This window comes from Streptomyces sp. PL-29 (assembly GCF_058344425.1).
This window is the reverse complement of the sequence record NZ_CP136996.1, coordinates 133,043-145,643: the sequence shown is the minus strand read 5'-3', so window position 1 is coordinate 145,643 and position 12,601 is coordinate 133,043. Positions and strand designations below refer to the sequence as shown.

At 74.4% G+C, this 12,601-nt stretch carries 10 protein-coding genes and 2 pseudogenes; 4 read left to right on the top strand and 8 right to left on the bottom strand.

Translation table 11 applies throughout. The features are described from left to right. The first annotated feature begins 98 nt into the window (after positions 1-98). Positions 99-671, top strand: coding sequence for a DUF2231 domain-containing protein (locus R4Z63_RS00720; protein ID WP_384453370.1), 573 nt, complete (start codon positions 99-101; stop codon positions 669-671). A 30-nt stretch (positions 672-701) separates the two neighbouring features. Here the strand turns inward: R4Z63_RS00720 and dhaK are convergent, their stop codons facing one another. The 8 genes and pseudogenes from dhaK to R4Z63_RS00680 all read right to left on the bottom strand — a co-directional run bounded on the left by dhaK (position 702) and on the right by R4Z63_RS00680 (position 8,858). Continuing rightward, complete coding sequence (gene dhaK, locus R4Z63_RS00715) at positions 702-1,706, bottom strand: dihydroxyacetone kinase subunit DhaK (RefSeq protein ID WP_384453373.1); 1,005 nt, start codon at positions 1,704-1,706, stop codon at positions 702-704. A 170-nt stretch (positions 1,707-1,876) separates the two neighbouring features. Then, the gene (locus R4Z63_RS00710; RefSeq protein ID WP_384453376.1) at positions 1,877-2,224 is read right to left on the bottom strand and encodes a hypothetical protein; all 348 of its coding nucleotides are present in this window, start codon (positions 2,222-2,224) and stop codon (positions 1,877-1,879) included. A gap of 160 nt (positions 2,225-2,384) precedes the next feature. Continuing rightward, complete coding sequence (locus R4Z63_RS00705; RefSeq protein ID WP_384453379.1) at positions 2,385-3,803, bottom strand: AI-2E family transporter; 1,419 nt, start codon at positions 3,801-3,803, stop codon at positions 2,385-2,387. A 190-nt stretch (positions 3,804-3,993) separates the two neighbouring features. Next, positions 3,994-5,004: a Rieske (2Fe-2S) protein gene (locus R4Z63_RS00700; RefSeq protein ID WP_384453382.1), complete on the bottom strand. Its 1,011-nt coding sequence runs from the start codon at positions 5,002-5,004 to the stop codon at positions 3,994-3,996. Further along, a pseudogene (locus R4Z63_RS00695) lies at positions 5,001-6,018 on the bottom strand (phytoene/squalene synthase family protein). Before R4Z63_RS00695 ends, R4Z63_RS00700 begins: the two are co-directional and overlap by 4 nt. Next, positions 6,015-6,374, bottom strand: a complete 360-nt coding sequence (locus tag R4Z63_RS00690; protein ID WP_491522627.1) for an FAD-dependent oxidoreductase — start codon at positions 6,372-6,374, stop codon at positions 6,015-6,017. The pseudogene R4Z63_RS00695 and the gene R4Z63_RS00690 overlap by 4 nt, the downstream one beginning before the upstream one ends. A gap of 37 nt (positions 6,375-6,411) precedes the next feature. Further along, positions 6,412-7,536 (bottom strand): annotated as a pseudogene (crtI, locus tag R4Z63_RS00685) (phytoene desaturase family protein); the annotation flags it as partial. Next, positions 7,533-8,858, bottom strand: a complete 1,326-nt coding sequence (locus tag R4Z63_RS00680; protein WP_384453390.1) for a polyprenyl synthetase family protein — start codon at positions 8,856-8,858, stop codon at positions 7,533-7,535. The pseudogene crtI and the gene R4Z63_RS00680, both read right to left, overlap by 4 nt. A gap of 216 nt (positions 8,859-9,074) precedes the next feature. Here R4Z63_RS00680 and R4Z63_RS00675 point away from each other — a divergent pair, with 216 nt between their 5' ends. The 3 genes from R4Z63_RS00675 to R4Z63_RS00665 are packed head-to-tail and all read left to right on the top strand — an operon-like array spanning position 9,075 to position 12,568. Then, positions 9,075-10,256 carry a lycopene cyclase family protein gene (locus R4Z63_RS00675; protein WP_384453393.1) on the top strand — a complete coding sequence of 394 codons (1,182 nt, stop codon included), beginning with the start codon at positions 9,075-9,077 and terminating at the stop codon, positions 10,254-10,256. A gap of 36 nt (positions 10,257-10,292) precedes the next feature. Further along, positions 10,293-11,012: a class I SAM-dependent methyltransferase gene (locus tag R4Z63_RS00670; protein WP_037922526.1), complete on the top strand. Its 720-nt coding sequence runs from the start codon at positions 10,293-10,295 to the stop codon at positions 11,010-11,012. Continuing rightward, positions 11,009-12,568: an FAD-dependent oxidoreductase gene (locus tag R4Z63_RS00665; RefSeq protein ID WP_384453397.1), complete on the top strand. Its 1,560-nt coding sequence runs from the start codon at positions 11,009-11,011 to the stop codon at positions 12,566-12,568. The genes R4Z63_RS00670 and R4Z63_RS00665 overlap by 4 nt, the downstream gene beginning before the upstream one ends. The last annotated feature ends 33 nt before the right edge of the window (positions 12,569-12,601 follow it).

Genomic DNA, 12,601 nt, shown 5'->3' with positions numbered 1-12,601 from the left:
GCGCCTGTACAGCGAGCCTGTGCAGTCCAGCGGTGACGCGATCTCATTCGGCCGACACCAACGTGGGACGGATGCCGGAAGGCGGGTAGGCGCCACCCATGAACACGGAAGCCCTGAGCCCCGCGAAGGTCGGCCTCGCGCTGAACGCAGCCTCCGGACGGTGGCTGACCACCCTGAACCGCATCGAACGGAGCACCTTGGCCGATCCGGCGATCCGCATCCTCCAGCGGGGGATCCGCTCGCTCCCGTTGGGCGGGACGAGGGACCTGCTGAAGGGCGCGCCGCTGGGGCACCCACTCCACCCCGTCCTCGTGCAGGTGCCCATCGGATGCTGGCTCTCCGCCGCGGTGCTGGACTCCGTCCCCGGCGAGCGGCGCGCAGCCACGACCCTGACGGCCGTCGGCCTCGCGGGCGTGGCGCCGGCCGCGATCGCCGGCTGGGCGGACTGGGCCGACCTGCCGCCCGAACAGGCCCGGACCGGCCTCGCCCACGCCGTCTCGAACGCGGCGGCCGTCAGCTGCTACGCGGTCTCCCTGGCGGCACGCCTGAGCGGACACCCCGCGAAGGGCAGGCTGTGGGGATGGGCCGGTCTGGCGACGGTGGGAGTCACCGGAGCCCTCGGCGGCCGCGTCGCCCACCGGAGGGCCGGCGGAGCCCGTCCCGCCGCCTAGGATCTGTCCGGGCCGGGCCCGTGGTCCCGATCAGCGGCCCCAGCGCAGCGCAGGGGTCTGCACGGGGGCATCCCACAGCCGGAGGATTTCCTCGTCGGCCCGGCACAGGGTCACCGAGCACCCCGCCATGTCCAGCGACGTCACGTAGTTGCCCACGAGGGCCCGCGCCACCGGCACGCCCCGGTCCGCCAGCACGCGCGCCACCTCGGCGTGGAACCCGTACAGCTCCAGCAGGGGCGTCGCACCCATCCCGTTCACCAGGGCCAGGACCGGCCCGTCGGCCGGGGCCACGGCGGCGGGGTCGTCCAGTACGGCGCCCACCGCGAACTCCGCGATCTCACGGGCGGACATCATCGGGCGGCGCTCCCGGCCGGGCTCGCCGTGGATCCCGATGCCGAGTTCGAGCTCGCCGTCCGGCAGGTCGAAGGTGGGACTGCCCTTCGCGGGCGTCGTGCAGGCGCTCAGGGCCACGCCGAAGCTGCGCGATGCCTTGCCGACGCGCTCGGCCACGGCGGCGACCCGGTCGAGCGGAGCGCCCTCCTCGGCGGCCGCTCCGGCGATCTTCTCGACGAAGAGCGTGGCTCCGGTGCCACGCCGGCCGGCGGTGTAGAGGCTGTCGGTGACGGCCACGTCGTCGTCGACCAGTACGCGCTGGATCCGGATGCCGTCCTCCTCGGCGAGTTCGGCGGCCATGTCGAAGTTCAGGACGTCCCCGGTGTAGTTCTTGACGATGAAGAGCACCCCTTGGCCGGAGTCCACGGCCTTGGCCGCCCGCAGCACCTGGTCGGGCACGGGGGACGTGAAAACCTCTCCCGGACAGGCGGCGGAGAGCATGCCGGGCCCGACGAAACCGGCGTGCAGGGGCTCGTGCCCGGAGCCGCCGCCGGACACCAGGCCGACCCGACCGCCCTCGCGCGCCCCCTTCCGAACGACGACCCGCGCTTCCGGGTCCACGTCCAGGTCCGGGTGGGCGGCGGCCAGCCCGCGCAACGCATCGGCTACCACGGTCTCAGGGCTGTTGATCAGCATTTTCATGTCTGTCTCCCGGTGTGCTGGCAGGTGGCTGTGCGTCCAGTGTCGGGCAGTGGGACCGCCGGACACCGGATATCGGCGCCCGGCGGTTCCTGGTGCCCGTGACGCGACCCTGCCCGCCACGGGGCGTCCCGGCGCGTCGAACGGCCCCCGGCCGCCTCGACGCTCCGCAGTCAGGAAGGGCGGTGCCACCGCTGTTGTTCACGCCTCCGGACCCTGATCACGTAGAGGTCGACCAGAGCCACGAGGGCGAGCAGGAAGCAGCACACGGCGAGAGCCGTGTAGAGGCCTCGCGGGGGGCTCGCGGTGCCCGTAGCCCCGGACCCGAGAAGCAGCATGAGGACGCCGATCAGTGCGAAGAACGGCGCGAAGAGCAGGGAGAGCAGGCGGCGGAGCCGCAGGTCGCTGCGGGCCCACCGGGGTTCGCTGCCGTCGTGCCGCCAGCGAGCGGCTGCCGCGCGCGCGTGCCGGTCGGCCGCCCGCCCACTGCGGTAGTGCTGGTGCCGGTGCTGGGATGCCATGACGATCGCCCTCCTGCTGACGAGGGTCCGGGTGCGCGGGACCCGACGGGCGGCGGGCCGGTGCCTCGTCCGTCCGCTCCCGGCGTGGGTCTCCTGCCCGGGGCGCGGCGGCTCACACCCGCCTGACCGGCGCGACGAGCCAGCGCGCCCGCCCCGGGGTTCACTCCGCGGCACCGGGCGGCCGCTGTCGGGGCTGCCGCGTGGTGGGCTCCCCGTCGGCGGCCGGGGCGCCGGGGACCTCGGACTCGGCCCCGGGAACGGGGGTCGTGGACTCCGCCGGTGCCGCCGCGGGTGTGACCCCCGCCTCTGGGTCCGATGGCCGGCCCGGTTCGGCTTCCGGCTCCGGCTCCGGCTCCGACTCCGGCCTTCCGTCCTCGTCGGAAGGGGACCGCACATGCACGATCACCGTGTTCGCCACGGCCACGAGCGGGACGGCCACGACCGCACCGCCGATGCCTGCGACCAGTCCGCCGGTGGCGACGGACAGGGCGACGGCCAGCGGATGGATCCGGACGGCCCGCCCGAGGATGAACGGCTGCAGGACGTGCCCCTCGATCTGCTGCACGAGGAGCACCACCAGCAGGGTCATCAAGGCGGTGAAGACGCCCTGGGTGACCAGCGCGACGATCACGGCGAGCGCGCCGGAGGCGATGGCGCCGATCAACGGTACGAACGAGGCCAGGAAGATCACCACGGCGATCGGGACGGCCAGGGGGACGCCGAGGAAGTAGATCCCGATCCCGATGAACACGGCGTCGATCAGGGCCACGATCAGTGTCCCGCGGATGTAGGCCGTGAGCGTCCGCCAGGCCGGTGGGCCCGCGCCGGCGACGCGGGGCCGCACGGCGACCGGCAGCAGCCTCAGCGCCCACTCCCACACCCGCCGCCCGTCGTAGAGCAGGAAGAGCGTGATGAACATCGCCAGAAGCATGCCGGTGATGACCTCGATGAGGACGGTCACTCCCTGGAGACCGGTCGAGGTGATCTCGCTGGTGCTGGTGCCGATGGCATCGCTCAGCCGCTCGGTGACATCGTTGATCTGCTGCTCGGTCACGTGGAACGGACTGTCGAGGAGCCACCGCTTCAGTTCCGCGATGCCCTCCTGAAGCCGATCGGACAGGCTGTCCAGGTTGTCGAGCACCTGCCATACGACAAACCAGCCGATCAGCCCGAGCGCGCAGAACCCGCAGAGCGCCGTGACGACGGTGGCGAGCCCCTGGGGGAGCCCCCGACCGCGCAGCCGGGCGACCGTCGGCTGGAGCAGCGCGGTGACCAGCAGCGCGGCGACGAAGGCCAGCGCGACCAGCCGGACGGAGCCGATCACCCGCATCACGACCCACACGGCGCCGGCGAGAACCAGGAACCGCCAGGCGACCTCGGCCGCGACCCGCATGCCCCAGGGCACCGCACGGGACGGGTCCGGAACCCGCTCCGGTGCCCGGGCCGGGCGTGAGCGCGCCGCCCGCGCCCGCTCGGCCGCCTCCTCGGCGTCGTGTCGGGCCAGCGCCTGCGCACGCCGCTCACCGACCGCGGTCGCGGCGCCCCTGGCACGGCCGAACACGTCGCGGATCCAGGTCATCCTCGGACCTCCCTCCGCCCCGTTTGACCGTCTGCCCCGGTTTCGGTCCGGTCAGACGACGGGACGGCAGGAGGTGTGGCCGGGGGCTTCCGCTCCTCGTCCGTCCGCGCCGGGTGGTCACCGGTGTCGGCGCGGGTGCCGGACCGCGGCGGCCCGCGAAACCGGCGCCCCAGCGGCCGCGCCCCGGGCATCACCCAGGGGACCGGCCCGTGGAGCGCAGATGCCAGCGGCGTTCGGCATAGGCCAGGTCGTCCCGCCACAGCCGGGCCGCCGCAGAACGCATCACCGGGCGAAGGACCGGGGCGGCCCAGCGGGCGAACAGGAAACCCGGCCGGTCGGAGGCCGCCACCACGGCCTCGGTCACCGCCGTGCGGGGACGGCCGAGCTCATCCGGCCCCAGAGGCGTCGCGTGCGTCTCCACCACCGAGCCCGCGCCTTCGCCCTCGGTGATGCGCATGACGACGGTACGTGGTTCCGGAGCGGTGAAGACCGCCCGCACCGGTACCACCAGCCGCCCGGCCACCTTGAAGGAGACGGCGACGGTGAAGCGGTCCTCGGCGTCGTCCCCGCCGGGCGAGCCGACGACCGTGAGATCCACGAACGAATACGGGTGGAACCAGGCCCCGTGCCATGGATCCAGGCGATTGGCCACGATGTCCTCGGGTTCGCACAGCCCCGTGCCCTCGTACACCGCGGTCACCCCCCGAGCCGGAGCAGGCCGGACCGGTACCACGGGGGCGTCGAGCGGTTCCTCCCCGCCGACCTCGTCGAGCCGCACCCACAGGAGGACGCCGTCGTCGAAGGCCGGCAACGGCTCCCAGCCCGCGAACGACGTGCCGTCGAGAGCGAGTCCGTGCCAATGACACACCAGCGTTCCGCACCGGACCGGGCTTTCCGCGAGGGGTGCCCCGAGGTGCGGACAGGCACCCGGGCCGGCGCGCAGCCGCCCGTCCGTACCGCGCCAGAGCACGACCTCCCGGTCGGCCACGGTGCGGGCCACGGGGCGGTCACCGCCGAGTGAGGAGGACGCCCCCACGACGAACCAGTTCCCCGACGGCCGGGCCTGCGCCCGCTTCAGCGCCTGCGCGATCAGGCTCGGCCTGGCGGCGCGCCAGGTCGGCTGCTGCTGCTCCCACGGCACGGGTCTGCGGCGCAGCGACAGCGGCAGACGGGCCCGCCATGCCGAAGGACCGGGCTTCATACGACCTCCTCGGATACCGGCCGGGCCGGTCCGGCCGGCGGCACCGGCGGCGCCTGCACCGGCGCTCCGCGCCGACGGCGGTGGCGCAGCCTGATCGCCGTCAGCCGGGCCAGTGCCCCCGCCGCGACCGCGGCGCGCTTGCGGCGCGGCACCACGGCACGGCGGTGCAGCACCGCATAGCCGTCCCGGGCGACGGCGTCCAGGATGCTCCCGTACAGGACGTACGCGGTGCGGATGCAGGGCCGGGACACCGGATCGAGCAGGGCGAGGCCGGGCTGCGCCTCCCGGTAGACGCCGCGGGTCAGTGCCCCGAACTCCCGCAGAGCGGCCAGGACACGGCGGTCCTGCCCGCCCGTGTCCCGGCACCGGTGCAGCAGCTCCCGGTCGACCCCGTGCGCGGCCAGTAGGTCGGCCGGGACGTACACGCGCCCACGGTCGAGGTCCTCGCCGACGTCCCGCAGGAAGTTCGTGAGCTGGAAGGCGACCCCGAGCGCTGCCGCGTACGGCTCGGCCTCCTCGCGCCGTACCACCGTGCCCAGCACCGGCAGCATCTGCAGGCCGATCACGGCCGCCGAGCCGTGCATGTAGCCGTACAGGTCCGCATAGGTGGGATAGCCGGTCACCACCAGATCGGACCGCATCGAGGTCATGAAGTCCTGGAAGAGGCGGTGATCGATGGCGTATCGGCGCGCCGTGTCGGCCAGCGCCGCGACCACCGGCTCGCCGCCGCCTCCTTGCCGCAGGCCCTCGTCCAGACACCGCTGGAGCGCCGCCAGCCGCGCACCGCGCAGACCGTCGTCCGCACCGCGATCCGTCGAGTCCACGATGTCGTCGGCCCACCGGGCGAACCCGTACAGCGCGTGCACGGCGGGCCTGCGCTCGACGGGGAGCAGGCGGGTGGCCAGGAAGTACGTCTTTCCCGTGCGCCGCGTTGAGCTCGCGGCAGCGCCGGTACGCCGCGCGCAGCACCGGGTCGGTGATGCCCGCGGCGTCGAGTTCGCGCCGCCCGGTCACCGCGCCGCCCCGCTGGCCCGGGCCGAAGTGCGCCGGGCACCGCCCGTGATCCTGGCCGCCGCCAGCTTCCCCGACACCAGGGCGGTGGGCACGCCCACGCCGGGGGTGGTACCGCAGCCGGCCAGGACGGCGTTCGATGTGCCCCGCACCAGGTTGCGGGGCCGGAACGGACCTGTCTGAAAGAAGGTGTGGGCGGCCGAGAAGGGGGTGCCCGCCGCATGCCCTTGATCCGCCCAGTCGGCCGGCGTGACCAGGCATTCGTCCTCGATGGCGGACGAGATACCGTCCAAGCCGCGCCGTTCCAGCTCGCGCAGCAGGTCGTCCCGGTAGCGGGGGCCCCAGTTCGCCCCAAGCAGCCCCTGAGGGGCCGATGTCGGTGTTCGGACAGGGGGCGAGGACGTAGTGCAGATGGCGACCCGGCGGGGCGAGCGCCGGGTCGGTGGCCGTGGGCCGGGTGATCAGGAGGGACGGATCGCCCATCAGCCTTCCCTGTCGGGTGAGTTCGTCGAAGGTGCTTTGCCAGGCGGCACCGAAGGAGATCGTGTGGTGGGCCAGCTGCGGCCACGTGCGGTCCGTTCCCGCGTGCAGAACGACGGCGGAGGGGGAGTGCCGCAGCCGCACCGGCCTGCGAGGCCGGCGGCCGAGGAGCCGGTAGGCGACGGGCAGGTCCGGCGTGAGGACGAGAGCGTTGCAGGGGATGCGGTCTTTCGCGGTGACGACGGCGGTGATCCGCTCCCCGGAGCGCTCTAGCGCGGTCACCGGCTCGCCGAACCTCAGCTCCGCGCCCGCGCAGGCCGCCGCGTCCGCCATGGCCTGAGGCAGGGCGTGCATGCCCCCGCGCGGGAAGTACACGCCGGCCACCGTGTCCATGTAGGCGATGACGGCGTAGGCGGCCAGCGCCCGGGCCGGCGGCACGCCGGCGTACAGGGCCTGGAAGGAGAACACCCGTTGCAGCCGCTCGTCCTTCAGGAAACGGGCGATGCGCCGGTCCAGCCGCCCGAAACCGCCGAGCGCCGCCAGCCGGGCGAGGTCACCGGTCAGCAGGTCCAGCGGTGAGTCGAAGTTCGCGTCGATGAACCGGCGCATCTGTACCCGGTAGAGCCGCTCCAGCCAGGCGCGCAGCCGCAGGTACCCCGCCGCCTCACCGGCTCCGGCGAACCGCTCGACCGCTGCCGCCATCGCCTCGCCCTCGGTGTGCACGTCCAGGGTGCTGCCGTCGGCGAACGACGCCCGATAGGCCGGGTGCAGCGGGATCAGCTCCACCCACCGCTCCAGTCTCTCGCCGACCGCGGCGAAGGCTTCTTCGGCGAGGCCTGGCATGGTCAGCACCGTCGGGCCGGTGTCGATCCGGTAGCCGCCGCGCAGCAGCCGTCCCGCCCGCCCGCCGGGCAGCTCCTCGCGCTCGACGACGGTCACCCGGCGCCCCGCGCCCAGCAGGTGCAGAGCAGCCGACAGGCCGGCCAGGCCGGCGCCGACGACCACCACGTGGTCCGTGCGGCCGCTCACGGTCCGGGTCATCGCCCGCCCTCCGCCGCGCCGGAGGCCGTGACGGCGGCGGACGTCGGACCCGAGGGGGCCGGCGGATCGTCCACCGAGCGGGAAGCCGCCTGGGCGGTCAACAGCCCGCGCAGCCGGCCCGCGGCGTCCGCGGTGAGCCCGGCGCCGTCGAAGTGACGCATGCCCTGGGCCGACAAGCGCTCGATCCTCGCCTCGACCGCCGCTCGGGCACCCGTCCGCACCAGCACCTCCCTTACCTCGTCGAGGCCGTCGTGCGAGAGGTCCTCCTTCCCGAGGGCGTGTTGCAGCACTTCCAGAGCCCGCCGGTCGGCCGCGGCCTCGGCGCGCGCGACCGCGAGCGCGGCCAGATAGGTCGGCTTTCCCGTGCGGATGTCGCCCCCGCAGCTCTTGCCGGTGTGCCGTGGATCGCCGAAGACGTCCTCGAGGTCATCGCGCAGCTGGAACGCCATGCCCACGCAGCGCCCGGCCGAGCACAGGGCCCGCCGGGTCCGGCCGTCCGCGCCCGCCACCGCCGCACCCAGCGCCAGAGGCCGTTCGACCGAATACAGGGCGCTCTTGAGGCGGGCCGCCCGCAGGGCCTGCGCCGGCGAGCGCGACCCGGTCAGCTGGCCTCGGAGGTCGAGGAACTGACCTGCCACCATCTCGGTGCGCATGTCGCTCCAGACCTCGCGCACGACGCTCGCCGTCCACGGATCGAGGGCCGCTTCCGCCATCACGTCGTCCGCCCACGCGAGGGCCAGATCACCGGCCAGGACCGCGACCGCCTCACCGAAGCGGGCGGCGCGGGCCGGTGCCGCGACACTGCCGCAGCCGTCCCGCACGTCGGCGTGGAGAGCCGGCCGGCCGCGCCGGAGCGCCGATCCGTCCATCACGTCGTCGTGCACCAGGGCACAGGTCTGGAGCAGTTCGAGCGCCGCGCCGATGCGCAGGGCGGCCGCGGCCGTCGGCCCGTCGTCCCCGCCGCAGGCGCGCATCGACCACCAGAGGAGCTGCGAGCGGGTGCGTTTGCCGCCCTCCCGGGTGAAGCGTGCGACGCGCGCGGCCAGTTCCCCGGCGAACTCGGCGTCCAGCACACCGGACCGGGTCAGCCGGTCGCCGAGCACCTGCTCCAGCGCGCTCCCGATCGCGGCGGGCACGTCCGCATCCACGGCCGCGGGGTCGACCGCCGAGGCGATCCCGTCCCGGGCAGGCGAGCCCTGCCCGGTGCCGACGCCCGCCGAGCCGGTCGGGCGGCGCCGCGCAGCGGACCCCGAGGGGGCCACGAGGCGGGGGACGGGCGGCGGTGCGGCCGCGGTCTGGTCCTTCGCCTGGGTGCGGCGCATCCCGGTTCCTCTCGTCGTGGTGTCGATCGCTCCGAGCGTGTGTCTTCGGTCTTTTCCCGTGATACGGATGCGCTCCGGAGCGGATACCCGAACGCGCGGGATTGCCGTCGTGCGGACGCACCTGATCAGGTGACCTCGGCACCAGAGCGCATCCGATCGCACCCTCCGACGGGAAGCCCTGCCCAGGAACGCCGAACCGGGGATGGAGGCAGCGCCGTGCTGAAGGCGGACGTGGCGGTCATCGGGGCGGGCGCCGCCGGCCTGTCCCTGGCCCACCGGTTGAACGGACACGGCGGCCCGGCCCCGTCCGTGGTCCTCATCGACCCCCCGCCCGGTCCGCTGCGGCCCGCCCCCCGCACCTGGTGCTTCTGGGAGTCCGGCCACGGCCGCTTCGACGCCGCGGTGCGATCACGATGGAGCCACCTGCGCGTGAGGCCGCCGGCCGGCCCTGCGATCGAAGCGGACATCACACCGCTGCGGTACAAGATGATCCGCTCCGACGACTTCGAGTCGCTGGTCGGGCAGGACCTCGCGCACAGCTCCAACGTCCGGCGCCTGGAGGCGACCGTCGACACCGTCGAGGAGGCCCCGTCCGGGCCCCGGGTCCTGATGACCCGCGCCGACGGCAGCGGGGATGCCCTGGAGGCCCGCTGGGTGTTCGACTCGCGTCCGCCGGGAAGCCTTCCGGCCGCCCGGACCACCATGCTGCAGCACTTCCGCGGCTGGTTCGTCCGGACCTCCCGGCCCGCCTTCGACCACACGACCGCCGAACTGATGGACTTCCGCACACCGCAGCCCGCCGAGGGGCTCTCCTTCGGCTACGTCCTGCCCACTGGGCCGCGGGAGGCGCTCGTCGAGTACACCGAGTTCTCCCCGTGCGTGCTCACGGGCAGCGGCTACGAGGCCGCGCTGCGGCACTACACCACGGACGTCCTGGCCCTCGGCGACCTGGAGATCCTGGCCACCGAGACCGGCCTCATCCCCATGACGGACGCCCCCGTACCCCAGCGGGTCGGCGCTTCGGTGTTCCGGATCGGCGCCGCCGGCGGCGCGACCCGCCCGTCCACGGGCTACACCTTCGCCGGACTCCAGCGCCAGACCCGGGCCGTCGCCGCCGCGCTGCGGCAGGGTCGCGACCCGGTGCCCCCGGCCGCCCACTCCTCGCGGGCCCGTGCCATGGACGCGGTCCTGCTGCGCGCCCTGGACACCGGCCGGGTCGACGGCCCCGACCTGTTCTGCCGGCTCTTCACCCGCGTCCCCCCGTCCCGGCTGCTCCGCTTCCTCGACGGCCGCACCAGCCTGCTCGAAGACCTGTCCGTGGGCCGCCACGCCCCCGTCGGCCCCATGTTGCGCACCGCCGCCGAATTGCCCCGCCTGCCCCGCCGCCCCTTCCCCTGACCCTCGACCGCGCCACCACCCGTCTCTGGAGAACGTATGACCCTGCTGCGCGACGAGGACCTCGCCGCCGCCTTCGACCACGCCTCCCGCACCTACGACGCACTGGTCGCGGCGAACCCCGGCTACCACGCGCACCTGCGGCGCTCGGTACGCCGCCTCGGTCTCACCGCGCCGGGGGCCGGGTTGAGGATCCTGGACCTCGGCTGCGGCACCGGGGCCTCGACGGCCGCGATCCGCGCCGTCCTGCCCGCCGCGGACGTCACCGCCGTCGACGCATCCGCCGGGATGCTGGCGAAAGCCGCCGCAAAACCGTGGGCGGGCGGTGTGCGCTTCGTTCACGCACCGGCCGAGCATCTGGCGGACGCGGGCGTCCAGGGACCGTTCGACGCCGTCTTCGCCGCGTACCTCTTCCGTAACGTCACCGACCCCGACGCCGTCCTCCACACCGTCAGCAGCGTGTTGCGGCCGGGCGGCAGGCTCGCCGCGCACGAATACAGCCTCAGCGGGCGCCGCACCGACCGCGTCGTGTGGACGGCGGTGTGCCGCGGCATCGTCCAACCCGCGGCCACCCTGCTGGGCGACGGCCCCCTCTACCGCCACTTGTGGCGCAGCGTCGTCCACTTCGACCCGGCCGACCGGTTCGCCACCCGCATCCGCGAAGCCGGTTTCGAAGCGGTCCGGGCCCTGCGCCTGCCGGGCTGGCAGACGGGCATCACCCACACCTTCGTCGCTGCGCGCCCGGCAGGCCCGCGATGACCGCGCCCACGCCGACCGCGGCGCGCCGTGGCAGGGACCGGCGGGCACGCGTCCTGCCCGCCGCACCAGGAGCCCGCCGCGCACAGGGCCGCCCCACGACAGCCGTGATCGGCGGCGGGATCGCCGGCCTCGCCGCCGCCACCGCACTCGCCGAACGGGGCGTGCAGGTGACGCTCTACGAGCGCGAGCCCTACCTGGGCGGCCGGGCGGGCGGATGGCCGACCCGCCTGCGCGACGGCAGCACCGTGACGATGAGCCGCGGCTTCCACGCCTTCTTCCGGCAGTACTACAACCTGCGGGGCCTGCTCCGCCGAACCGACCCCGGCCTGGCGGGCCTCACCGGACTCCCCGATTATCCGCTGCTGCACGCGGACGGTCTCTGCGACAGCTTCCGGCGCGTACCGCGCACCCCGCCGTGGAGCGCGCTGGGCTTCGTCGCACTCAGCCCCACCTTCCGCCTGCGGGACCTGCGCGCCATGAATCCGGCCCCGGCCCTGCCGCTGCTCGACGTCCGCGTGCCGGACGTGTACCACCGGCTCGACGGCACCAGCGCCCACGACTTCCTGGAGGCCATCGGCTTCCCCCAACGGGCCCGGCACCTGGCCTTCGAGGTGTTCTCCCGGAGCTTCTTCGCCGACCCGAAGGAGCTGTCCGCGGCCGAGATGGCCCTCATGTTCCACATCTACTTCCTCGGTTCCGCCGAAGGACTGCTGTTCGACGTGCCCCGCTCGCCCTACCCGGCCGCGCTGTGGGCCCCGCTGGCCGCCTACTTGGAACGGCACCGGGCCGAAGTACGCACCGCAAGCCCCGTCGACCATGTCCGGCCCACTCCGGCCGGCCTCTTCGAGGTGACCGGGAGCGCCGCCACGTCCCGGTACGACGCCGTGGTCCTCGCCCTGGACGCCGGCGGCCTGCGGTCGCTGGTGGCCCGTTCCGACCGGCTGGCCGACCGGCCGTGGCGGGAGCGCGTGGCGCGGTTGCGGTCCGCTCCGCCCTTCCTCGTCGTCCGGCTCTGGCTCGACCGTCCCGTCGCCCCCGACCGGCCGGGCTTCCTGGGCACCAGCGGCTTCGGCGGTCTCGACAACATCAGCGTGCTGAACCGCTGGGAGGACGAGGCCGCCCGCTGGGCGGCGCGCACCGGAGGATCCGTGGTGGAACTCCACGCCTACGCCGTCGACCCGAGCGTCCCCCGCCCCGTTCAGGAGCAGCGACTGCTGCGGCAGCTCCACCGCGTGTACCCGGAGACCCGCGCCGCCGAGGTCGTCGACGTCCGCAACGAGTGGCGTGCGGACTGCCCGTTGTTTCCGGTGGGCGGCTACGCCGACCGCCCCACCGTCCGCACCTGCGATCCCGGACTGGTCCTCGCCGGAGACGTCGTGCGTACCGATCTTCCGGTCGCGCTGATGGAACGGGCGGCCACGACCGGCTTCCAGGCCGCGAACGCCCTGCTCGAACGCTGGGGCCTCCACGGGCAGACCCTGTGGACGGTACCGGACCGCGGTCGCGCCCCCGTACTGCGGAAGGCGGCCGCATGGGCGGGGCGGCGAGCCACCTGATGCCGCCGAACACCGCGGGTCCCCCCGGCCCGG